18 protein-coding genes and 1 riboswitch are annotated in these 23,943 nt (G+C 38.2%); of the genes, 4 read left to right on the top strand and 14 right to left on the bottom strand.

From position 1 onward, the window contains the following. Window positions 1-111: 111 nt before the first annotated feature. The 8 genes from CRS_RS17455 to CRS_RS17420 all read right to left on the bottom strand — a co-directional run bounded on the left by CRS_RS17455 (window position 112) and on the right by CRS_RS17420 (window position 11,437). The gene (locus tag CRS_RS17455) at window positions 112-474 is read right to left on the bottom strand and encodes a hypothetical protein (protein WP_142725293.1); all 363 of its coding nucleotides are present in this window, start codon (window positions 472-474) and stop codon (window positions 112-114) included. A 507-nt stretch (window positions 475-981) separates the two neighbouring features. Continuing rightward, window positions 982-2,631: a heavy metal translocating P-type ATPase gene (locus CRS_RS17450; RefSeq protein ID WP_373995767.1), complete on the bottom strand. Its 1,650-nt coding sequence runs from the start codon at window positions 2,629-2,631 to the stop codon at window positions 982-984. 377 nt (window positions 2,632-3,008) lie between these two features. After that, window positions 3,009-3,428, bottom strand: a complete 420-nt coding sequence (locus CRS_RS17445; protein WP_142725291.1) for a Fur family transcriptional regulator — start codon at window positions 3,426-3,428, stop codon at window positions 3,009-3,011. Window positions 3,429-3,445: 17 nt separating this feature from the next. Continuing rightward, window positions 3,446-4,342, bottom strand: coding sequence for a cation diffusion facilitator family transporter (locus CRS_RS17440; protein ID WP_142725290.1), 897 nt, complete (start codon window positions 4,340-4,342; stop codon window positions 3,446-3,448). 16 nt (window positions 4,343-4,358) lie between these two features. Further along, on the bottom strand, window positions 4,359-5,240 hold the full coding sequence (locus CRS_RS17435) for a bestrophin family protein (protein ID WP_142725289.1): 882 nt from the start codon (window positions 5,238-5,240) through the stop codon (window positions 4,359-4,361). 132 nt (window positions 5,241-5,372) lie between these two features. Further along, window positions 5,373-6,602, bottom strand: coding sequence for an efflux RND transporter periplasmic adaptor subunit (locus CRS_RS17430; RefSeq protein ID WP_142725288.1), 1,230 nt, complete (start codon window positions 6,600-6,602; stop codon window positions 5,373-5,375). A gap of 1 nt (window position 6,603) precedes the next feature. Then, window positions 6,604-10,965, bottom strand: coding sequence for a CusA/CzcA family heavy metal efflux RND transporter (locus CRS_RS17425; protein WP_142725287.1), 4,362 nt, complete (start codon window positions 10,963-10,965; stop codon window positions 6,604-6,606). Window positions 10,966-11,113: 148 nt separating this feature from the next. After that, a complete protein-coding gene (locus tag CRS_RS17420; protein ID WP_120232553.1) occupies window positions 11,114-11,437 on the bottom strand; it encodes a DUF6660 family protein in 324 nt (107 codons plus the stop codon). Between the two features lie 149 nt (window positions 11,438-11,586). Between CRS_RS17420 and CRS_RS17415 the strand changes: the two genes are divergently transcribed. Both CRS_RS17415 and CRS_RS17410 read left to right on the top strand, forming a co-directional pair. Continuing rightward, entirely contained in the window at window positions 11,587-11,961 is a 375-nt protein-coding gene (locus CRS_RS17415) for a hypothetical protein (protein ID WP_142725286.1), read from the top strand. A gap of 110 nt (window positions 11,962-12,071) precedes the next feature. Then, entirely contained in the window at window positions 12,072-12,404 is a 333-nt protein-coding gene (locus tag CRS_RS17410; RefSeq protein ID WP_142725285.1) for a hypothetical protein, read from the top strand. Between the two features lie 115 nt (window positions 12,405-12,519). On the opposite strand, the gene CRS_RS17405 is transcribed toward CRS_RS17410, so the two are convergent. Then, window positions 12,520-14,013 carry a RagB/SusD family nutrient uptake outer membrane protein gene (locus CRS_RS17405; protein WP_142725284.1) on the bottom strand — a complete coding sequence of 498 codons (1,494 nt, stop codon included), beginning with the start codon at window positions 14,011-14,013 and terminating at the stop codon, window positions 12,520-12,522. A gap of 17 nt (window positions 14,014-14,030) precedes the next feature. Continuing rightward, window positions 14,031-16,964: a TonB-dependent receptor gene (locus CRS_RS17400; protein ID WP_142725283.1), complete on the bottom strand. Its 2,934-nt coding sequence runs from the start codon at window positions 16,962-16,964 to the stop codon at window positions 14,031-14,033. 82 nt (window positions 16,965-17,046) lie between these two features. Then, a riboswitch (SAM riboswitch) is annotated at window positions 17,047-17,146 on the bottom strand. A 245-nt stretch (window positions 17,147-17,391) separates the two neighbouring features. On the opposite strand from CRS_RS17400, the gene CRS_RS17395 reads away from it, so the two are divergent. Continuing rightward, entirely contained in the window at window positions 17,392-17,799 is a 408-nt protein-coding gene (locus tag CRS_RS17395; protein WP_142725282.1) for a type II 3-dehydroquinate dehydratase, read from the top strand. Between the two features lie 68 nt (window positions 17,800-17,867). Further along, complete coding sequence (locus CRS_RS17390) at window positions 17,868-18,305, top strand: hypothetical protein (RefSeq protein WP_142725281.1); 438 nt, start codon at window positions 17,868-17,870, stop codon at window positions 18,303-18,305. Window positions 18,306-18,355: 50 nt separating this feature from the next. Here CRS_RS17390 and pckA read toward each other — a convergent pair whose 3' ends face one another. From pckA to CRS_RS17370, 4 genes are all read right to left on the bottom strand, one after another. After that, window positions 18,356-19,972 carry a phosphoenolpyruvate carboxykinase (ATP) gene (pckA, locus tag CRS_RS17385; protein ID WP_142725280.1) on the bottom strand — a complete coding sequence of 539 codons (1,617 nt, stop codon included), beginning with the start codon at window positions 19,970-19,972 and terminating at the stop codon, window positions 18,356-18,358. Window positions 19,973-20,099: 127 nt separating this feature from the next. Then, entirely contained in the window at window positions 20,100-21,005 is a 906-nt protein-coding gene (locus CRS_RS17380) for a GYDIA family GHMP kinase (protein ID WP_142725279.1), read from the bottom strand. Window positions 21,006-21,015: 10 nt separating this feature from the next. Further along, on the bottom strand, window positions 21,016-21,891 hold the full coding sequence (fabD, locus tag CRS_RS17375) for an ACP S-malonyltransferase (RefSeq protein WP_089692754.1): 876 nt from the start codon (window positions 21,889-21,891) through the stop codon (window positions 21,016-21,018). A 70-nt stretch (window positions 21,892-21,961) separates the two neighbouring features. Beyond that, window positions 21,962-23,932 (bottom strand): LysM peptidoglycan-binding domain-containing protein, encoded by a 1,971-nt coding sequence (locus CRS_RS17370; RefSeq protein WP_228451287.1) that lies wholly within the window; start codon window positions 23,930-23,932, stop codon window positions 21,962-21,964. Between the last annotated feature and the right edge of the window lie 11 nt (window positions 23,933-23,943).

Below are 23,943 nucleotides of genomic sequence, written 5' to 3'. Positions count from 1 at the left end.
TACCTTCCTCACTTCTCACAAGGATGAATTGCAAAGTGTATCTTTAGGGGCCTGTTGACAAAAGCTGCAAGAACTTTCATCATTCGGCTAAAAATATAGTTGATAATAAAATTAAGCCAATGGAGGATGGAATATCCTTGAAAAGTATTCTGAGGAATGAGAATTAAAATAACTGGAATCTGGAATTTCAGTAAGTAATTCTGCGTTTAACTGAGAGGGAAATGAAAGGATATCATAAGAAATAAAAACATCTAATCCTGCGATCTTTATGGTTTGAGGGCTATTGGACTGTTTTTCTGTTTTTGCCAGCTCTTTTTCCACATAACATTTTCCCTTACAGGTTGATTGTGGTACATTTCTGTTTTCACAAAGGTTTTTCACAATATAATCATAGTTCACCACATAGTTTACCAGTGGCAAAACAGGACGTAATGCGACGGTAAAAATGATGAATATGGAAAGTATTAACCTCAACGATTTATTCTGTGTTACAAATATACTACTTCAAAACTGTTTTATAATAGATTTATGATGAATGTCATTATGGTTATCTACTGTTACCTATAAAAATCACAAAACTGTGCCTGTTTCCAGGCTCATTTTATCCCGAACTTTGAATGAAACTTGAGATCTAAACAAAATTTAGTTCTTTATATCAAATTTAATCTTGTTGATAAAAGCTTTGCTGATGTTTTTGGCAGAGCTTTTTTATTACATGTCTTTTATTGTTGGAAATCGCAAAGACGAAAGTTTTTTTTAAATACTTACTGTTTTAAGGCACCAAGATTTTATCTCAGATAAAATTTAACATATCTAATATAGAAAGTAAAAACAATCCCTTTGTCACTCCGTAGGAGTCTCAGCAGCATAATACGGATTTATACAGAATGGCTGCATGATGTATAATTTAAAACAAAAGCCCCACTGAAATTCAGCAGAGCTTTTATTGAATATAATTGAGTTGTGTTTATTATTTGCTTCCTAAAATTTCATTCTCTGAATCCTCACCGCATTTAAAATAGCAAGCAATGCTACTCCTACATCAGCAAATACAGCTTCCCACATCGTTGCGAGCCCTCCGGCCCCGAGGATAAGAACAACAGCTTTTACAGCGAAGGCAAGGACAATATTCTGCCAAACGATCTTTTTCGTTTGTTTACCGATGTTGATCGCCATTGGAATCTTACTTGGTTTATCATCCTGTATCACGACGTCTGCTGTTTCAATAGTGGCATCACTTCCCAATCCTCCCATTGCGATTCCCACATCACTTAAAGCAACTACCGGAGCATCATTTACTCCATCTCCTACGAAAGCAACGGTCTGGTTTCCGGCTTTAATTTCTTTAACCTTGTTTACTTTATCCTCAGGCAAAAGATCCCCGAATGCATTGTCTATTCCCAACTGATCTGCCACATATTTCACAACGGTACTTTTATCACCGCTCAGCATTGTAGCCTTAACATTCATTTTATGCAGTTTGTCTACGGTTTCTTTGGCATCTTCTTTTATACTGTCTGCAATCGTGATATATCCTGCAAATTTTTTATCATAAGCTACCGCAATGACTGTATAGACAATATTGGCATGGTTAAGATCATAAGTGATGCTGAATTTATCCATCAACTTAAAGTTTCCTACCAGAAGCTCTTTTCCATTAACCGCGGCTTTCAGCCCATGACCGGCAATTTCTTCTACATTTTCTAAAAGAATGGAATGATTGATATCTCCCACATAATTGTGGATCGCTGTAGCTACGGGGTGGGTACTTTTACTTTCAAGAGCATTAACGAGCTGAAGGACTTCCTCTTTGTTAAATTCAGGGCTTATGCTTACTTCCTGAACTTTGAATACACCTTCTGTCATGGTTCCTGTTTTATCCATCACTACATTCTGGATCTCTGCAATACTGTCCAGAAAATTACTTCCTTTGAACAGAATTCCGTTTCTACTTGCTGCCCCAATTCCTCCGAAATATCCTAACGGAATTGAGATCACAAGGGCACAAGGGCAAGAAATCACAAGGAATATCAATGCTCTGTACAGCCAGTCTCTGAACTGATAATCATTCACAAAAAAATAGGGAAGCAAACAGATTCCTATGGCAAGAAATACCACGATAGGTGTGTATACTTTTGCAAATTTTCTAATGAACAATTCTGTCGGTGCTTTCTGAGCGGTGGCATTCTGAACCAATTCGAGAATTTTACTCAGCTTACTGTCTTCATAAGCGGTATTTACTTTTACCAGAGCAATACTGTTCATATTGATCATCCCGGCAAGAACCACCTCTCCTTTATTTTTGGTATCAGGTTTACTTTCTCCTGTTAAAGCTGCGGTGTTGAATGAAGCAGAATCTGAAAGCAACTCCCCATCCAGCGCCAGTTTTTCACCGGGTTTCAGCTGTATGACGTCTCCAATTTTAGCTTCTTTGGCCTTCATGGTCTTTGGCTGATTATTTTCCATAACCGTTACCTCATCAGGACGCTGATCCAATAATGCTTTTATATTTCCTTTCGCTCTGGTAACCGCCATTGACTGGAATACCTCTCCTACCGCATAAAAAAGCATTACTGCTACTCCTTCAGGATATTCTCCGATGGCGAAAGCACCAATGGTTGCAATACTCATCAGAAAGAATTCTGAAAACACGTCTCCCTTGATGATACTTTTATAAGCATCTTTCAATACTGGAAATCCTACAGGAATGTAAGCCGCCAGATACCAGACCAGACGTATCCAGCCTGTAAACCATGCGGGTTTTATATAGTTGTCAAAGGCAATTCCCAATAATAAAATTACAAAAGAGATAATAGCTGGCAGAAACATCTGAAAGACCGTTTGATCTCCGGAGTCATGAGAGTGATCATGCCCGTCATGGTCATGTCCGTCTTCTTCTGCATGATGATGTTGGTGTCCTTTTGTATCTGGTTTTTCCGGGGTTGTACTACAGCATTTTTCCATAACTGATATTTTTATACAAATGTAAAGATGAGACTGATGCAATGCTATTGCAAACTTTCAAGACAGTTTTCGCAGATACCTTTGGCAAAGAGTCTAATTTCATCAATCCTGAAATTGGTCTGGATATTTTCAGGAAAAGAAATATCTTCCTTACAGGTGGTCTGTTTGCATATTTTACAGTAGAAATGCAGGTGCCAGTCTTTATGTGTTTTTTCATCACAATCGTCTTCGCATAATTTGTATTTCGTGGTTGTGTTTTCCTGAATGCTGTGAACAATACCCTTTTCTTCAAAGGTTTTCAATGTTCTGTAGATGGTAATCCTGTCAGCATTTTCAAAATGATTTTCTATTTCAGAAAGAGATAAAGCCGCATCCTGGGAGCTTAAGAAATCATATACCAAAATCCTCATACTGGTGGGCTTGGTATTTTTATCAATGAGTTTGTGTTCTATGTCTTTTTTCATTGTACGCTTTTAAAATTTTACAGATGGACTTCATTTTCTTCATAACCTTCCTCTTCTATCTGAAAAGTGGTGTGACTGATCTTAAATTTATTCACAGTAGTATCTGTCAATGTTTTTAATAATTGGTTTTGAGAAGATCCCGCTTCTTTTACCACATGAGCACTCATTGCATTGACACTGGATGTCAGTGACCAGACATGCAGATCATGAACATTTTTCACGCCGGGAGTTTTCTCCAATGATTGGCGAAGTGCATGAATATCTACATCTTTAGGGGTTCCTTCCAGCAGAACATTAATGGCTTCTTTCAGGAGTCTCCATGTTCTTGGAAAGATCAACAGTCCGATGGCAGCTGAAATCAGCGGATCGGCATAGTACCAGCCTGTTGTGAGCATAATCACTCCTGCAATCATTACGCCTATTGAAGTAAGCATATCCGAAAGAACTTCAAAATAGGCGCCTTTCATATTCAAACTTCCTTCTGAGTCTTTTCTCAGGATCATCATTCCGACAATATTGACGATCAACCCTATTCCTGCGACAATCAGCATTGATTTGCTCTGTACTTCCGGCGGATTCTGAAACCGCTGATAGGCTTCAAACAAAACATAGATCGAGATGCCCAGTAAAACCACCGCATTAATCACGGCTGCCAATATTTCTGTTCTGTAATAACCGTATGTTCTGGAAGGATCTGCTTTTCTTTCTCCAATTTTGATGGCAATAAATGCCAATAACAATCCTACAACATCTGTCAGCATATGGGCTGCATCGGCTAATAATGCAAGACTGTTGGTCAGGATACCCCCTATTACCTCAGCGATAAGATAAGTTCCGCTGAGGCAGAGTACAATCAGGAGGCTCTTTTTATGTCTGCTTCCTGCAGAAACTGTTTGTGTTGGTGTGTTTTCCATAGGATGTATGGTTTATTTACATTTCGTAATAGGATGTATTTTCTTTCTTAGGGGGAACATTCTGCTCACCCGTCATCTGTCTGATATTGATCTCTATGGTCTGTGCCAGTGAAGTCATCGGTGTATCTACAGGTCCATTTTCAAAAGGATCCTGCATAATGATAGATGTTTTTTCAATGGCAATGAATGTCACCGGAACCAGGAAAGTAATGGCAATTTCTACCAACAGCTGCGAATCATCAAGCCCAAACGGAAGGATGGCCGCAAAAACATAGATCAGTATATGAACTAAAACACTGTAAGACCGTGGGAAAACGGTATTCTTCAGTCTTTCGCATTTTCCCATACTATCACAAAGCCTTGTAATGATGTCGTTCAACTGCATCTGCTGGAAATCTGTCAGTCCTTTGGCAGCTGCAATTTCTTTCAGCTGTCTGGAATGCCCGTCCAGAATTGCGTTGGGAATATTTGCTGCTTTGATCTGATGTTGATCCAGATAATGCTGAACTTTTTCAGAAAAAGGTAACTTTCTCAAAGATTCTCCAAGTGCATACGTCCAGATGATCTGCCTTTCTGCAAAATCTTTTATTATTTTGCCTTCTCCTGATGGCATAAACTGAATGATAAGCCTTACAAAAGTCCGGGAATCATTTACGATTGCGCCCCAGACAGTCCTGGCTTCCCACCATCTTTCGTAAGACTGGGAAGTACGGAATGCCAATAGCAGTGATACCGCTGTTCCAAGCAATGCAGGAATATTCAAAGGCAATGATATCTTTCGAAACCATGGCAGCTCATCCAGAAGGCCAATGGCTATGGCAAACATTCCGATCAAAAGAATTTGAGTTTTTATTTCACGGATGAAATACCAGACTGATATTTTTTTGTTTAATAACATAATCAGGTCATTTATTAAAAATTCGGTGAGATATTCTTTACTTTTTTTCTGCCGCTTTCATCAATAAAAACTCTATAAACAGCTCTAATTTAAGGATAAAAATCGACATTTTACAGGTCCCGGCTACTTTCATTAATGCTCGTGTTCCCCTGAATTCACCAGTTTTGCATTCACAAAAAAGGCTCCTTTCACGACAATCTTCGCCCTGTCCGGAATATTTCCTACTGGCGTTATCGCAGTATATCCCATATCTGATGTTCCTTTTATCACTTCTATTTTCTCGAAGTTTAAGGTTTTCGGATGCGGTTTTCCTTGTTCATCGTGTTCTTCTTCAGCTTTTTTATCAGTCTGAATGAATACGTAATATTTACCGTCTGCTTCTACAATGGCTTCTGTAGGTACTGCCGGTGTTGTGCTTTTATCCAGGCTAACAATTCCGGTAATGTTCATTCCGTCAATCAGCCCAGATTTGTTCCCTATCACTTCACAATGCATAGAGATGGTTTTACTTTCGTTTTCAAAAGAAGATCCTATGCTGTAAATTCTTGCATCATATTCGGTTTCCGGATTGTTGGTTAATTTAAAATGAACAATCTGCCCTACTCTCATTTTAGGAAGATCTTTTTCAAATACCTGAAGATCTAAATGGATGGACCCGTTATCAATTACCGTAGCCACAGGAGAAGATATGTCTACATAGCTTCCGATCTGGGCTGTAATACTGCTGATTGTTCCGCTGATAGGTGAAGTGATGACCAAACCGGATTTCATATTTCCATTACTGACTTTTCCCGGGCTTATTCCCATCATCTGAAGCTGTTTTAAAAGGGATGCTCTTTTTGTTCTTAATGTTTTCAGTTCAGCATCGGCACTCTGAAGGTTTTTCTTTGCTCCCGCATCATTATCAAAAAGCTCTCTCTGTCTTCTGTATTCCTGTTCCGCATAGGTAATTCTGCTGTTGGTAGTCAGATAATCTTCCTGAAGCTGGATATATTCCGGATTGGCAATGGTGGCGATCACCTGTCCTTTTTTCACAATACTTCCTACCTGAATATTGATGGTTTTGATGATTCCTCCATACAGGGAAGTAATGGTCGCTTTATTGCTGTTGGGAACACTCAGCAAACCGTTGGCTTTTATCGTTGATGTCAGTTCTTTCATTTCTACTTTTCCCAAAGCTACTCCTACAGATTTCATCTGATCTTCTGTAAGAGAAGCTATAGTTTGAGGATCCTCGTCATGGCCTTTTCCTGACTGTTCAGTTTTAACATCAGCATTTTCCGTTACCTTTTCCTGTTTTCCGCAGCTTATGATAGAAAGGGCCGTGACTGTAAGGTATATGATATTGTGTTTTAGTTTCATGTTATTTATTGATGATTGAATTAATAGTAACGACAGATTGATTCACCTGCTGGATAGATTCCAGGTATTTTAATTGAATATTTGTAGCAGTCTGCAAGGCAAAAAGATATTCTACATAGGAAATTTCCCCTGTTTTATATCCTAGTTGAGCTGCTTTTACAATTTTTTCAGCATTCGGCAGTGCCTGATTTGTGTAATATTCATACTGCTGTAAGTCCTGCTGATATTGGCTGAACGCATTTTCCAACTGAGCAGAAAGCTGTTTTTGCTGCATTTTAGCATTGGTTTCAGCGATCTGTTTTTCATATTCCAGTGCCTGAATTCTTGCTTTTGTAGCTCCAAATGTTAATGGAATGGCTACTCCTACTGTTGCTGACTGAAAACGTTTTCCCGAATTATAAAAATTTTCCTGTCCGTTGATGGTATGAAGACCTATCAAAGACTGGTTGGTATATCCTAAACTGAAATCGGGAAGTCCAAGGGATTTTTCAACTTTTTTATTTTTCTCAGCAATTTCCATTTCCTGATAAAAAGCTTTTACCGTGGGATTATTGGCTACTACAGTACTGTCGAGCACACTTTCTGCTTTCAGAGGAATATAGTCTTTATTAAATGGGACTTCAATATCTTCTGAAGTGTTCATAAGGGTTTTTAAATTCTTATAAGCATTGTTCAGAAAGACTTCATTTTGTCTTAGCAGCAGATCAATTTCTCCTTTCTGGGTTTCCGCAGTACTTATTTCTATCTTCTTAATATCACCTGCTTTGAATCTTACGGTTGCAATTCTGATGAATTCCTCATAATATTGATCCAGACTGGTCAGCTGGGCCTTGTTATACTGAAGGTATTCAATCTGATAATAGTAGGTACGCACCTGTTTTATCAGCTCATTGGCTGTAATCTCCCTATCAATCTGTTTGCTTTTAATATTCTCATTGATTAAGTCTTTTCTCGCTTTAAAAAGTGTCGGAAAAGGAATACTTTGTGAGATGGCAAACGACTGGTCAAACTTTGGGCTATTATACTGTCCAAGCTGAGCTTCAAAGCTTAATTTCGGAATCTCTTTTGCCGTGGGCCTTAATGCTTCGGCGGATTTAATGCTTAAATCTTTTGACTGCAGGGTTAAATTATTATTCACAGCCTGCTCTACCGCCTGTTCCACAGAGATCGGTCTGGACTGTGCTTTAAAAGTCTGCCCCAGCATCATGAATCCTGCAACAAGAACTGCAGTATACATTCCGGTACTATTATTTTTCTTTTTCAAAATCTTTGTGTTAAAAATGATATACAGCATTGGCAAAACAAATAGCGTAAGGAATGTTGCTGTTACCAGACCTCCAATCACTACTGTCGCCAAAGGTTTCTGTACTTCTGCCCCTGCTCCGGTGGAAATAGCCATTGGCAAAAAGCCTAATGAAGCCACTGTAGCGGTCATCAATACGGGTCTTAATCTGGTTTTTGTCCCTTCGAACACTCTTTTCAGGATATCCGTTTCACCATCTTTTTCCAGTTGGTTAAAGGTTCCTATCAAAACAATCCCGTTCAATACGGCCACTCCAAAAAGAGCAATAAATCCTATTCCGGCACTGATACTGAACGGCATATCTCTTACTAAAAGCGCAAACACCCCTCCAATAGCACTCATAGGAATCGCAGTAAAGATCAATGTTGCCTGTTTAAATGAGCGGAATGTGAAATACAGCAGCATAAAAATAAGAAGCAATGATACCGGAACAGCGATCATTAAACGCTTGCTTGCCTCCTGCAGATTTTCAAACTGTCCTCCATAGGTAAAATAGTATCCGGAAGGAAGTTTCACTTTATCAAGTTTTGCCTGAATATCTTTCACCACACTTTCCACATCACGATCTTTTACGTTGAAGCCAATCACAATTCTACGTTTTCCCTGTTCACGGCTGATCTGTGCCGGTCCCAATTTATAACTGATATTAGCTACCTGCGACAAGGGAATCTGAGCTCCGCTGGCGGATGTAATCATCAGGTTATTCACATCTGAAATGTCTGTTCTGTGAAGGCTGTCCAGACGGACCACCAGATCAAAACGCCTTTCATTTTCAAAAACCTGCCCGGCAGCTTTTCCGGCAAAGGCTGTACTTACCGCATTATTGACATCTTCGATATTCAATCCGTAATTCGCAATTCTTGTTCTGTCATACTCTACATTGATTTGCGGAAGACCACTTACTCTCTCAATCTGAGGCGCTGTAGCCCCATCTACGGTCTGAATAATTTTCCCAACTTTATCTGCATATATGGCAAGAGAGTCTAGGTTTTCTCCAAAAATCTTTACGGCAACATCCTGTCTGATCCCGGTCATCAGCTCATTGAAACGCATCTGAATAGGCTGGTTCTTCTCAAAGAATACTCCAGGGATTGTTTCCAGCTTTTCACTGATCTCATCGGCCAGTTCGTTATAGGATTTCTTGGTTTTCCATTCGCTTTGTGGTTTCAATACAACGATCATATCTGTAGCTTCAGGTGGCATTGGGTCAGTAGGAACTTCAGCGGAACCGGTTTTCCCAACTACCATTTTCACCTCATCAAACCGCTTGATAATCCTCGAGGCCTGCATGGAGGTTTCTATACTTTGGCTCAGTGAGCTTCCCTGCGGTAAAATACAGTGGAAAGCAAAATCTCCTTCCTGCAGCTGTGGGATAAACTCCCCACCCATATTTTTAAAGATAAAAACAGAGATAAGAAAGACTACAGCTGTTGCGGAAACAATCACATATTTTACTTTGATTGCTTTCTGCAATAACGGCTGATATATCTTTTGAAGGCGGTTCATCATTTTATCAGAGAAAGTTTCTTTGTGGGATATTTTCTTAGATAAAAACAGGGCGCTCATCATTGGGATGTAGGTCAGCGATAAAATCAATGCACCAAGAATGGCAAATCCTACTGTTTTGGCCATAGGGGTAAACATTTTTCCTTCTACACCAGCCAAGGTAAGAATCGGGATGTAGACAATAAGGATGATGATTTCTCCGAAGGCGGCACTGCTTCTGATCTTTGATGCAGAAAGGAAAACTTCTTCATCCATTTCAGACTGTGTCAAAGCACGGACAGATTTTCTTACACCTAAATGATGTAATGTGGCTTCCACAATGATAACCGCACCATCTACAATCAGTCCGAAGTCTATAGCTCCAAGGCTCATCAGATTGGCACTTACCCCAAAAACATTCATCATTCCCAAAGCAAACAATAAGGAAAGCGGAATGGCAGAGGCTACAATAAGTCCTGCTCTCAGATTTCCTAAGAAAATAACAAGAACGAAAATAACGATCAGGGCTCCTTCGATAAGGTTTTTCTCTACGGTATTGATCGCCCTGTCTACAAGGTCTGTCCTGTCCAGAAATGGTTCTATAACGACATCATTAGGAAGAGATTTCTGAATGGTTGGGATTTTTGCTTTGATATTGCTGACTACTTCATTACTGTTGGCTCCCTTAAGCATCATTACAACTCCACCTACCGCATCCACTTTTCCGTCATACGTTAATGCTCCGTAACGAACAGCACTGCCTAAACGGACATCGGCAACATCTTTTATGAAGATCGGAACGCTTCCTGTTTCGTTTTTAACAGCAATGTTTTTGATATCCTCAAGCGACGTTACCAGACCAATTCCACGGATAAAATAAGCGTTGGGCTTTTTATCAATATAAGCTCCTCCTGTATTCTGATTGTTTTTTTCAAGCGCTGTAAATATTTCAGTGATGCTGGTTCCCATTGCTTTCAGACGATTGGGATCAATAGCCACTTCATACTGTTTTAATTCACCTCCGAAACTGTTGATTTCCGCCACTCCCGGCGTTCCGTTCAGCTGTCTTCGGACAATCCAGTCCTGCATGGTACGGAGTTCTTTGGCATTGTATTTCTTTTCACTTCCTTTTTTAGGGTGAAGAATATACTGATAGACTTCTCCCAGACCTGTACTCACGGGAGCAAGTTCAGGAGTTCCTACTCCTTTAGGGATTTCTTCCACCGCATTTTTCAGCTGTTCATTGATGAGCTGTCTGGCAAAGTACACATCTACATTTTCTTTGAACACGACTGTAATCACAGAGAGACCGAATCTTGAAATACTTCTTGTTTCCTGAATGTCAGGAACATTAGCAATGCTCTGTTCAATAGGAAAGGTAACCAGCTGTTCCACTTCCTGCCCTGCCAATGTAGGACATACAGTAATAATCTGCACCTGGTTATTGGTAATATCCGGTACAGCATCTATCGGTAATCTGGTGGCACTCCAGGTACCCCAGATGATCAGCACCAGAGTCATTAAGCCAATGACAATCTTGTTTTTGATACTGAATTTTATGATTTTATCTAACACGATTTGTATTTAATTTTTATTGAAAGATGAATGCATACAGCGTATAATGCTGCAGCAAAAATATCCTGAAAACCCCTGCAATGGTATTGCAAAGTTTCAAGCACAGTTTAAAATCAGAAAGCATAGGCTTTCTAAAAGTCAATAAAAATTAAATTTTAGGAGGCTGCCAGATAGGGTCATAAACCTGGTAAGCAAAGTCGTTTTTGTGAAATAAGATCTTCTTTGAAAAGTAAGCAGGAATCTGCTCAGGAATCTCCAGTAATGGATCCATTTTAAATGCTGAAACTGTGATCTGACAGCAGCTGCATGCACAAAGCGGAGAACATATGTCTCCTTTTTCTTTTGAATGATTTTCCTGAACACTCAGGGAAACTATTTTGTTCCCGGAATTCTGCGGATGAGACACGTCAGCACATGGCATTAGTGATAACGCCATAAAGTAAATTGCCAGTATCCATCTTAAGAGATTCATTGTTACAAAGGTAGAGATTTTTTGTAAATTGCAGGATAATTCATTTCAAAGTTCAAAAACCGAATTACAAGTTTTCATTATTTATTAATTTGTATAGTGCAGAATTCAAAATTGATAACAAATACTCTAATGATATAGAAATTATAATCATGATTAAATATATATTTTTTTTCTTTACATTATGCACAATTACAAGCTGTGTATCCACCAATTTTGAAAGTTATCAATCAATTGACAATTTAAAAAAAGATAAGAAGCATTATGAAATTATAGATGCAAATGGTAAAGTTAGTTATGTAGAAGTAGGTCTAAGTACTCTTTACAATATACAAAACCACTATTCTATATATATTTCTTTTAAAGGTAAAGATATAACTGCTACAAGTATTCGATCTTCTACTTTTGGAGAGATTCCTCCCTCTTCTCATGAGAAGATCTATCTCAAAAAAATTGATGGAAAACCAATTTCAGACACGGTATACATTAGCTTTCCAAATAAAGTTTATACATTTTATTACAAATAATACTTATGTAATCTTCCCAAAATCCGGAACATTTAAAAACAATATCTTTGTAATGTTTCAAAGTCGGGGCCTTCGAAAAGCGGGAGATTAACCAATTATTTAATAATCCAATGGAAAATAATAAACCCGAATTAAAAAAAGCAGACATTAAAAAACTTATTGAGGCTTTGCTTAATAAGTTAGAAAAATTAAATGATTCAACCTCTTTTACTTTTAATAATGACTTGTATTGGAATATTACTGATGAAGAATTATATGATCCATATAAGGATCCCAAAGAATTAACAATGGGAAGTTTAATTGAGGATTGGGAATTTTTGCAAAATTTTTTAGATGGAAAACGAGAGATAATAGATTATGATTTATATAAAATTGCATCTCTTATAAGATTTCTAGGGAAAAGTATGATTATTACAGAAGCTCAGAATATAAGTAATCCTTAAATAGTAAAAAATAATTTAAAATAAAACCGTTGCTCTTTTAGCAACGGTTTTTTAATTAAAAAAACCACCGCAAAAGCAGTGGCTAAAAAAAATCAATCTAATTATGGACTATACCTTATAAATTCGGGTTATTCTCAAACTCTCTCTGCGGAATACTGAATAAATAATAAGTACTGTTTGGGGTGAAAGCAGATTTATCCGGGAAATCAAGAACAGAATGCCCTCTTCCATCTACTGTTTTTACCGTTCCGTCTGGTGTAGTGACCTGAACTTTTATCGGTTTGCCATCGGCATCTACAAACGGCTTTCTTACTACTGTTCCCTGCGTTCTGATAATATCTGAAAGGGAGAAGCCTTCTCCAAACAATTCTTTTCTTCTCTCGATCAACACTGCATCTACCACAGCATTTTGTGATAACGAGCCATTATAAATATTGGCATTTCTTGCTGATTTCAATTGGTTCAATACGGCTACTGCCTGAGATACATTTCCGCTTCTTGCTTCTGCTTCCGCTTCGATCAGGTACATTTCAGCAGCTCTCATATACACAATATCTGCAATAAGGGTGGGTTTGAATTTAAACTTGGCATATCTCAGCAATCCTTCCCTACCTTTCTGCCCGTCCCATGAAAATAACTGGTATCTGATATCATTGGTATCAAAAAGGTCCTTAAAATAAGGGTCCGCCATAAAGCTGTAATAATAGCTCCCTGAGGAAGAAACATCCAGATAATGGAAGGCATAACTTTCATCAGACTGTTCCTGAGTCTGCGCATGTCCCCAGATCCATTCTGCATTGTTGATGTCATTAAAGCCATCTTTATATTTTTCCGGAGCCATCAGCGGGAAACCTTCCCTTGCAATTTTTGCTGATGCTGAAGCTTTACTCCACTCGCCCGTATTCAGGTAAGTTCTTGCTAAAAGTCCGTTCACTACAGAACGGTTGATCTTATCTTTATTATTTCTTGTATAATTTTTCAACAGGTTATCAGCATCGGTAAGATCACTTTTAATCAAAGTATAGATTTCTTCCAGACTTGCTCTTTTCTTCCCTACCGTACTGGTTGTTGAAGGCTCCGTATAAATGGGAGCCGTTAATGCTGACTTGTCTTTCAGGTAACTAAACTGATAAAAGCTCGCCAGATTCAGATAACAGAAGGCGCGTAATGCCTTTGCCTGTCCTTTTACCTGATCTTTTTTCTCCTGGCTGCCTTCTGTACCATCAATTCTTGTAATGACATTATTCATATTATTGATAGTGGAATACAACAGAGACCAGATAAATAACGGCCGGCTTGCTGTATTATTCACCATTTCTGTAAAAGCATAAGTAGAAGCAAAACCGTATTTATTCGTCAATACCGCCACATCACTTCCCATCGCATCGCTGGCTCTTAACACTGTGGAATACCCAATATTGGCATACGTTGTCCCATCATTATTAAATTTTGCCCAGGTACCGTTCACTACTGTTTCAGCACTTTCAGCGGTTTTGAAAACCTCCACGCTGTTGGCCTGATCAGTCGGAGCTGTGTCCAGGTCATTTTCACAGCTTGTCAGCGACAAAAATCCAATGAGCACAAACGATAAGTATTTTAATTTTTTCATTTTTCAATTTTAAAAGGTTAAAGCGTTGCCTGAAGACCAAAAGTGATCGTTCTCATAGCAGGATATCTGTAATAAGTTGTTCCATCCAAAGCCTGTTCAGGATCCATTCCTTTATGTTTATAGAAGGTCAGAAGATTTTCTGCCTGGATATAAATTCTGAATTTTTTAAGTCCAATTTTCTCAAAATAATCTTCAGGAAGTGTGTATCCTAAACTGACATTTTTCAGTCTTGCGTAAGTGCCGGAATACAGGAATCTTGAAGAGGTTGATGTCCAGTTATTCGTTGTTGTACTTAATGCAGGAACATCTGTGTAAGGATTATCAGGCGTCCACCTGTTCAGTATTTCGGAACTCCATGCTCGTCCTCCCGAACTTCCGTTATGCATGATGGAGGTATAATCGGTATCTAAAACTTTTCCGCCGATTTTGAATGTCAGTAATCCTGAAAAATCAAAATTCTTATAAGTAATACTGGTACTGATTCCCCCTGTCAGTTTAGGCAATGCAGAGCCTTGGAGCAGTTTTGTTGCTTTAGAATATTCTGAAGTAGTTCCTTCCACTGAATTCCCGTTAGCATCGGTAGTAACTGTTTTCCACAAAGGCTTTCCATTGCTCGGATCTACTCCTACCCATTCCGGAATAAAGAAATCATATACTGAGCCTCCTACTGTCAGCAACTTAGTTCCTACAACCAAAGAACCTCCGGGTAACTTGGTCACTTTATTATTTAAAGTACTCAGATTCACATCTACATTCCACTGGAAATCATCATTTTTAACTGGCGTTGTAAATAATGAAAATTCAAACCCTGTATTCTGAATTGTTCCGATATTCGCAGGATAATCACTGATTCCCAGCGATGGCGCCACTGGCATATTGAACAGAAGATCCTGGCTTTTTCTTTTGAAGTATTCGATATTTCCTTTAATTCTGTTATTCAGAATCGCGAACTCCAATCCAACATTTAAATTAAGATTGGTTTCCCATTTCACATTATTGGTAAATGTCTTTTCCAGCGTTGTGCCCGGCTCTCCGCCAAGGCTGATAAATCGATATAATTCCTGATATGCATAGTAAAGCGGCTGTCCGTTAGGTCTAAGCAATTTGTCATTTCCCTGACCTCCATAGCTGGCACGTAATGTCAACTGATTGAAGACGTTCAAGCTCTTAACAAATTCTTCATTGGATATTTTCCATGAAACTCCTACTGACCAGAATCTCCCCCATCTGTTATCTTTCGCAAATCTTGAAGAGCTGTCTGCCCTTCCTGATGCAGATAGGAAATAGGTATTGTTATAATCATATTCAACTTTTCCCAGGAAACTCAACAGGCTTAATTTATTGCTGTTTCCACTGAAACTTCCCAGCAGAGAAGCAGCGTCCGGCTCATAATAGTATGGCAGAGAAAATTGGCTTCTGGTCCCGGAAATCGTCTGATAATCGTACTTATAGAATTCATGTCCTGCTAATGCATTAATGTGATGTTTTCCAAACTTTTTATCATACGTCAGAATATTACTGGTTGTATACGAAAGCGTTCTGGTATTCGTTTTCGTCACCGAACCCCCAATTTCAGCCCCTTGTCCAAGCAGTGGATTTGAATAATAATGTCCGTTATAATTCACCAGATCAACAGAAAAACTCGTTTTGAATTTGAGTTCCGGCAGGAAAGTAAATTCCATGAATCCTTTTCCTGAGAAGTTATCTTCTTTATTTTCGTTTTTATCTAATGGCAGGGTCGCAGCGGCATTCTGATTCTGAAGAGCATTGGTAGGCCTGTATTTTCCAAAATCATAAACCGGATTTCCATCTGCGCCCAAAACATAAGTTCCATCTGCATTTCTTTCATAATAAGGATAGAATGAAGGAATGAATCTTGCCGCATTGATGATATTACTGGCCTTTGAATCCGAGGAAGTCGGCGCCTGCTGAATACTGTTAGTATAGCTTAAGTTTACCCCAACATTCAACCATTTTTTAACTTCAGAATTGACCTTTAATCGGGTATTATACCTTTTAAAACCAGATTCAATAGCCATCCCTTTGTCATCCAGATAACCAAGGGAAAAGAAGTAGTTACTTTTCTCACTTCCCCCGCTGATATCGAGATCTACCTGATTTCTTGATGCCACTCTCTGTAAAATATCTCTCCAGTCATCATTCCAGAGTGGTGAAGCGCCGGGCAATAGCTTTCCATCTGTTCCTACCGGTTTTGGATAGGCCGTTCCATAAGGATTGATACCAAGTGTTGAAACAAGATTGTCAGTAGCCATCTGAGCAGCTTGCTGAGCATTCACTTTACCAGACTGATATCCGTTTCTCAATGCCTCCCAGTATAATTGGAAATACTGATCCGTACTGACCTGTTGATAATCTTTTACTGCTCTTCCGGAGAATCCCTGACTGATGTTAAAATTAACTTTTGATTCTCCTTTTTTACCAGATTTTGTAGTAATAATGATAATCCCGTTTGCTCCTCTTGAACCATACAAAGCACTTGCTGTAGCATCTTTCAGCACACTGATAGATTCTATATCGCTTGGGCTGATAGAATTCAGGTTACCGTCAAAAGGAATCCCATCCACTACATATAAAGGATCACTGGAAGCGCTTATCGAGCCAATTCCTCTGATCCGTATGGTAGAAACGGCTCCTGGCTGGCCCGATGCACTTGTCGTCTGAATTCCTGCAACCTGCCCTTCTAATGCTTTGGTAATATTGGTTACAGGTCTGTTATTGATCTTATCGCTGGAAATCGTAGCCACAGAACCGGTATAGCTGTTTCTTTTTGCTTTTCCGTAGGCTACCACCACTACTTCATCAATTTCTTTTTCATGAAGACTATCTTGTTTCAGCCTGGAATTCTGTGCCTGTACGCTGGCAATTCCAAGAAAAAATGCAGCAACCGGAGGGATCCACACTTTAGAATTAAATGAATTTTTATTAATCATAATCAATTTTATTTATCATATATTAAAATTTAGCCCTTTGCCGAATATTCAGCAAAGGGCATCGATAAATACGAAAACCAAATGCTTATTTTCCCTTAAAAGGCTGAATGTAACACCTTGCCTCCACAGGTAGGTTGTTAAGATTTCACAGGGTCAGTTCCCTCCATCTTTCTTTATAAGCCGATCGAAATATGTCTGCAAAGCTAAAAACTTTTAGTCTACAAAACAAGTAGACTTATTTATTTTTCATGATAAATTTTCAGAAATTAACTTAATTTTTGAATAAACTCCATGACATTAACGAGTTAAGCACATTATCATTTTCTTAAACATGATAAATATCATTATCAATAATTCAATTAAAAAAAAGCAGATTCCCTAGAGTTTTTTTTGAGACTTAATGGAAAAAAGTTTTTAATTTTATAGTATGAAAGTTTTGATCATCAATGGCCCTAACCTCAATCTGTTAGGCACAAGAGAACCGGAAATCTATGGTAACGTCTCCATGGAAAGCTATTTGGAAGTTTTAAGATCCGAGTTTACCTCTTATGAATTAAAATATTACCAGTCAAATATTGAAGGAGAGCTTATCAACAGACTTCAGGAAGATGACTTTGATGCAGTTGTGATCAATCCTGGGGCTTATACTCATTATTCGTATGCGATTGCAGACTGTTTAAAAAATATCAGAAAACCCAAGGTTGAGGTTCACATCAGCAATATCTACAAAAGAGAAGAGTTCAGGCAGAAATCTGTAACAGCGGCAAATAGTGATGCTGTTTTATCCGGCTTTGGGATGGCTGGATATCGATTAGCTTTACTAAGTTTAAAATAATTTACATTTTTTTATTTGCTCCTGGATTGCACAGGCTCTCACAGATGTTTATGGTTATAAAATAATTAATGAAGATAAAGGATCAAATTTACTGTAATGCTATTGGAAACTACTCCAATCAATTAACAAAGAGAAAATCTTATGTTATTGAGGAAACAAATCCGAGAAATATAAAAATCTGTAATGATGAAGGAAAACTCAGATGGTATCCTAAGTTTTATTTCAGCTTGGAGAAAGAGCCGAAAATTGTATCCATCCATATTGATGATGAAATAGAGAATACCGAATCTGATGCGATAGAAGTCACTATTGAACTTTCCAATAAAGAAAAATACTGGCTGACATTTACCACTCCAAAATATCTGGATAAAATATTGAATGAAGAATCCTATTTTTCTTCAAAACATTTTATGATCATAAAACATCTAACTGAAGCATCAATCAAATCAACAGTCCTAAAACTGGATGAACAGAATGAGTTGATTAAGAACTGTAAAAAATATTAATAAAAGAAAGCCCCATCAGTGATGAGGCTTTTTATGCTTATTGATAACTATTAGATAGTCTGTTCCTGTAACTGAGGCCCCGAAGCAACTAACTTCTTACCTTCTTCAGTATCACAGTACTGCTCAAAATTTTTGATGTATCTTGAAGCAAGATCTTTTGCTTTTTCTTCCCATTCTGAAGCATTTTCATATGTATCTCTTGGATCTAAGATCCCCATAGAAACATTAGGTAATTCAGTAGGAATTTCCAGGTTCATGATCGGAACCTGAGTTTTAGGAGCGTTTTCAATAGAACCGTCAATGATTGCATCGATGATTGCTCTCGTATCTTTTAGAGAAATTCTTTTCCCGGTACCATTCCAACCAGTGTTCACCAGATAGGCTTTAGCACCATGTTCCTGCATTTTACCAATCAGTGTTTTAGAATACATTGTTGGGTGCAGTGTAAGGAATGCTTCACCAAATGCAGGTGAGAAAGAAGGTTCCGGCTCCGTAATTCCTCTTTCTGTTCCGGCTAATTTTGATGTATATCCGCAAAGGAAGTGGTATTGAGCCTGATCTTCGTTCAGGATAGAAACCGGAGGAAGTACACCGAATGCATCTGCTGAAAGATAAACAATCTTCTTAGCATGACCTGCTTTAGAAGGCAATACAATTTTATTGATATGATAGATTGGATAAGAAACCCTTGTATTTTCTGTGATTGATCCATCTGTGTAATCAGCTACTCCATTGTTTACCACAACGTTTTCAAGAAGTGCATCTCTCTTGATAGCCCTGAAAATATCCGGTTCCTTTTCTTCCGATAAGTCAATTACTTTGGCATAACATCCCCCTTCATAGTTGAATACTCCGTTATTATCCCATCCATGCTCATCATCACCGATAAGATACCTCTTAGGATCTGCTGATAAGGTAGTTTTACCAGTTCCTGAAAGGCCAAAGAATAAAGCCACATCACCTTTTTCTCCTACGTTTGCAGAACAGTGCATTGAGGCCATACCTTTTAACGGCAGGTAATAGTTCATCATGGCAAACATTCCTTTCTTCATTTCACCTCCGTACCATGTACCTCCGATGATCTGTAACCTTTCAGTAAGGTTGAACATAATGAAGTTTTCAGAGTTCAGTCCCTGAGCCTCCCAGTTAGGATTTGTTGTTTTTGATCCGTTGATTACGGTGAAATCCGGCTCACCGAAGTTTTCAAGTTCATAGTGAGAAGGGCGAATGAACATGTTGGTAACGAAATGCGCCTGCCATGCTACTTCAACAATAAATCTTACTTTAAGTCTTGTATCTGCATTCGTACCACAGAAAGCATCCACAACATAAATTTTCTTAGCTTCAGAAAGCTGATTCATCACTAGTTCTTTACAAGACCCGAAAATTTCCGCAGTAGTAGGTAAATTTACTTTACCATCCCAGAAAATTGTATCTCTTGTAACATCATCCTGAACAATATATCTGTCTTTAGGTGAACGACCTGTGAAAATTCCTGTTTTTACTGATACCGCGCCAGATTCTGTAAGCTCAGCTTTCTCAAATCCCTGATTTTCAGGAGAAACTTCAGCCTGATATAATTCTTCATAAGAAGGATTATACACTACTTCATAGTTTCCTTTAATCCCTAATTTTTCTAAATCCTGGATGATTTTAGTGTTTTTCATTTTACTTATATTTTCTATTTCTTTATTGCTTTCAACAAAAATAATATTAATTATTTGTTAAAGGTGGTTTAAATATACTGATATAAGTCAGAATGGCAAACAAAAAAACGGTTTTGTAAATTACTGATTATAAATTAATTATATCTGACCATTCAAAAACTGCAGGAAAACCTTTCTCCCAAAAATAGTTCTTATAGCCCCCAAATTTTGCACTCATTACAAAATCTCCACCCCATGCGCCCAAACTTTTGACAAATGAGGGACAATCTGGGAATAATCTCTCTTTAACTGTGAGAATTTCAAGAAAATCAGCTATTTTTCGCTCATGAATCATCATTAATTCGGAAAAATTTTCCAATTCATCGCATAACATTATTTTCTTTGTGATTTCCGAAAATTGATTGACCAGTTCCTGGGACTTCTTCTTTGACTTGTAAAAACGGATTCCTTCCCTGCTGTCCTGTTTCTGATTCAGGTGAATAAAAATCAGTTCATTTTTAAAAGAAGGATTGAAATTAACCTTTTCATATTTAATCTCAGGTTTACTCTGGAAAAGGACAGCAGATTTTTCTTTTGCCACAGCTATATCATAACCGCTTCCTCCCAGGCTGATGGTATTAAGATGAAAAGGATCAATCTCTGCCCATTCCGCAAGGTTGGTCATCAGTGTGGAGCTGCTCCCTAAACCATAGTCTGCAGGAAACTGAAGATTCGTTTTTAAGTGATAAGTAAGATCGGTTTTGAATTTAATGTGAGAAAGCTGCTGAACATTCTTTAAGGTTTGAGTGATAAATTCAGCGCTTGATGGAATATTGGTTTCCAGAACCTGCCAGGTTTTATAATCAATGACAGCCTTCAACCATAATATGTTCTGATGATAGGCTTCCCAGATAATCAGAGAATTTTTATCATCCGTTTCTTCAAAAAAAAACTCTTGTCCGAGCCTGGTAGGTACCGCTAAGACAAGAGCTCCATCGATTGCGAAATATTCTGAAGTAAGCATAAGCTTGCCCGGTGAAAATATCGCACTCATATATTTTAAATTAGATGGCAGAAGCAGCTTCTACTGATCCGTCAATTTTTTTGATCAATCCCTGAAGGGTTTTTCCCGGCCCTACTTCTACAAAGTTAGAAGCACCGTCTTTAATCATATTCTGAACAGATTGTGTCCATTTTACAGGACCGGTAAGCTGTGCAATCAGGTTTTGTTTGATCTCATCAGGATTGGTTACCGCTGTAGTCGTAATATTCTGATATACAGGAATCGTTGCTTTTCTGAATTTCGTTTTTTCGATAGCTGCAGCCAATCTCTCCTGTGCAGGCTGCATCAATGGTGAGTGGAAAGCGCCATTTACAGGTAATAATAAAGCTCTTTTAGCTCCTGCTTCTTTCAGCTTTACGCAAGCTTCTTCTACAGCTGGTGTTTCTCCTGAGATGACCAACTGGCCTGGACAGTTATAGTTTGCAGGAACCACTATTCCACTGATCTGCGCACAGATCTCTTCTACTTTCGCATCATCTAACCCTAAGATCGCAGCCATAGAACTTGGATTCGCATCACAAGCCTCCTGCATTGCCTTAGCTCTTTCAGAAACCAATTTCAAGCCGTCATCAAAGGATAAAACTCCGTTGGCAACCAAAGCTGAAAACTCTCCTAAAGAGTGTCCTGCTACCATTTCAGCACCAAGACCATTTACTGCTTTTAATGCTGCTACTGAATGTATAAATATTGAAGGCTGGGTAACCTCTGTTTTCTTAAGATCCGCATCTGTTCCGTTAAACATAATAGAAAGGATGTCGAAACCTAAAATTTCATTGGCAGATTCCATCAGATCTTTAATATCTTTTCTTGAATCATACAATTCTTTTCCCATTCCTACGAACTGAGAACCCTGCCCTGGAAATACAAGTGCTTTCATGTATTGAATTAAATATTATGCAAATATAACTATAATGTTAACAATATTCTTTTAAAGAGCTATAAATCATTTAAGGTACTAACCTGATTACTCTGTAACCGGTATTTACATAAGCACCATTAGCTTTAGATTTTACAAACTCAAATTTGGTAGCAAGCTGAGTCTGAACTTTATTCATCTGCCTAAAGATCTCTCCCTTTTTATTTTCTCTGGTTAACATATCGTTGACTACATCAAAACCTACGATTGCATATTTCGGCGGAGTTTTACAGTATTTACTCTTATAGGCTGCCAGAATTTCTTTTTCAAAACTACCGTCTGTATTAATCTTTCTATCCATCAGATATACCAGATTTGCCTGGCTCAGTTCATCTACTTTCTTCTCAAAAGTAGGAGAATAGAACATACTGAATGCTTTTACCCCCTGTACTTCTTTGGAAATAGCAATGATTCTGTTGGCAAAAGCATCTCCTGCTGCATTATCATCATTTGCCAAAATAGCAATAACCGGTGCAGACTGACCTGTCATCATATTCTGATCCAACTGAATATCCGCTGGAGAGTTAACAATAATGATATTAGGATTTTTTACTGCTTTTTCAAGTCCTGCTTTGATGTAGTTGGCATTCTCTTTCTTAGCATCTGCTACCACATATATTTTCTGGTCCGAATAAATTCCTTTTACTTCTTCTACAATCTTATCAGCATAAGTCTGATTGTTTGTTTCAACAATAATAAGGTTACTGTAGTTATAGAGTTCCGGAGTATTGGCAAATGGTGCGACAACCGGAATTTTTTGATTTTTGGTAAAATCAAGAACATCAATTACGTTTGATTTAAAGAATGGCCCGATAATAAGATCTGTATTATCAGGATTGATCTGTGTCAGAGAATTTTTGAATGACGCTTCATTTCCAGAGTCTACAATTTTAATATCCAGCTTCTGTCCTCCTCTGGCATTTCTTTCAATAGCAAGTTTAGCTCCTGTTAAAAAGTCAAGCGCCATTGTTCTGTACTGGGTTTCGTTGGTACTATACCCAAAAGGAAGCATCAGGATAACACTCAATGCATCTCCATTTTTCTTTACGTAGGCAGCATCCTGCTTTTTGATTTTTAAAACCATTCCGGTTTTCAAACCGCGTGAAAGGTCCGGATTAAGAGCAATAAGCTCATCTATAGATACACCGAATTTATTAACAATCGAGAATACAGTATCTCCCTGCTGCACGGTATAAGTAACATAATCATCACCCACAACAACACTGGAGGAAGCAGATGATTTTTCGTTTCCGGAATCCATTTTTGCTTTTGGATTCGATGGTTCAGCAGCGGTGTCGGTGCTGGTATTATTTGTATTGGATGTTTTTACTTTAATGGTATCACCAGGTTTAAGTCCTTTTTCTTCCAAACCAGGATTCAAAGCAAAAAGTTCCTGCTGGCTGATGCCAAACTGTTTGGTAATTCTGTAATAATTATCTTTAGCCTGAATTACATAAGATTCTCCTTCTGCTGCATTCGCAACAACAGTAGGAGTATTAGTTGTTACTGCTTTTTCTACAGGAGGTTCAGCATGTTTTTCTGCTGTTACAGTCTGTTGGGTACCCCCATATTTTTTGATGCTGGCAAGAGGTAAGGTGATTTCATCTCCGATTTTCATGTGAGAATCCAGTTCAGGATTCAGTTTTCTCAAATCCGTTTCAGAAATTCTGTACTGTTTTGTAATACCGTAGATGGTTTGTTTTGGCTGTAAAACAATTTTACCCAGAGAAGATGTACCGGTGGCTGAAGTTACCTTTTCTGCCGGAGCTGATTTTGTAACAGCCGGAGCCGCTGGCTTGTCTGATTTTATCGTTAAAACATCTCCGATCGCCAGTTTGCCATCTTTATGTTTAGGGTTTAGCTTCAGCAATTCATCTACAGTCATTCCATACTTTTTGGCAATATTGTAAGGATTGTCACCTTGCACAACCGTATGTGATTTCTGGGCTGAAACTCCCAAAACCATACATAAACTGGATAGAATAAAAAACCTCTTTATCATATTCGATAATT

Source organism: Chryseobacterium sp. ON_d1 (genome assembly GCF_006829085.1).
GTDB lineage: Bacteria > Bacteroidota > Bacteroidia > Flavobacteriales > Weeksellaceae > Chryseobacterium.
This window is presented reverse-complemented; position numbering and strand designations above follow the sequence as displayed.

Bases quoted from the DNA above. Each gene is read 5' to 3' on its own strand.
- CRS_RS17415 (WP_142725286.1), top strand. From the start codon at position 11,587: ATGATTAAATATATATTTTTTTTCTTTACATTATGCACAATTACAAGC.
- CRS_RS17430 (WP_142725288.1), bottom strand. From the start codon at position 6,602: ATGAAACTAAAACACAATATCATATACCTTACAGTCACGGCCCTTTCT.
- CRS_RS17400 (WP_142725283.1), bottom strand. From the start codon at position 16,964: ATGATTAATAAAAATTCATTTAATTCTAAAGTGTGGATCCCTCCGGTT.
- CRS_RS17390 (WP_142725281.1), top strand. From the start codon at position 17,868: ATGAAGATAAAGGATCAAATTTACTGTAATGCTATTGGAAACTACTCC.
- CRS_RS17445 (WP_142725291.1), bottom strand. From the start codon at position 3,428: ATGAAAAAAGACATAGAACACAAACTCATTGATAAAAATACCAAGCCC.
- pckA (WP_142725280.1), bottom strand. From the start codon at position 19,972: ATGAAAAACACTAAAATCATCCAGGATTTAGAAAAATTAGGGATTAAA.
- CRS_RS17395 (WP_142725282.1), top strand. From the start codon at position 17,392: ATGAAAGTTTTGATCATCAATGGCCCTAACCTCAATCTGTTAGGCACA.
- CRS_RS17450 (WP_373995767.1), bottom strand. From the start codon at position 2,631: ATGAGTATTGCAACCATTGGTGCTTTCGCCATCGGAGAATATCCTGAA.
- CRS_RS17380 (WP_142725279.1), bottom strand. From the start codon at position 21,005: ATGAGTGCGATATTTTCACCGGGCAAGCTTATGCTTACTTCAGAATAT.
- CRS_RS17410 (WP_142725285.1), top strand. From the start codon at position 12,072: ATGGAAAATAATAAACCCGAATTAAAAAAAGCAGACATTAAAAAACTT.
- CRS_RS17420 (WP_120232553.1), bottom strand. From the start codon at position 11,437: ATGAATCTCTTAAGATGGATACTGGCAATTTACTTTATGGCGTTATCA.
- fabD (WP_089692754.1), bottom strand. From the start codon at position 21,891: ATGAAAGCACTTGTATTTCCAGGGCAGGGTTCTCAGTTCGTAGGAATG.
- CRS_RS17405 (WP_142725284.1), bottom strand. From the start codon at position 14,013: ATGAAAAAATTAAAATACTTATCGTTTGTGCTCATTGGATTTTTGTCG.
- CRS_RS17435 (WP_142725289.1), bottom strand. From the start codon at position 5,240: ATGTTATTAAACAAAAAAATATCAGTCTGGTATTTCATCCGTGAAATA.
- CRS_RS17440 (WP_142725290.1), bottom strand. From the start codon at position 4,342: ATGGAAAACACACCAACACAAACAGTTTCTGCAGGAAGCAGACATAAA.
- CRS_RS17370 (WP_228451287.1), bottom strand. From the start codon at position 23,932: ATGATAAAGAGGTTTTTTATTCTATCCAGTTTATGTATGGTTTTGGGA.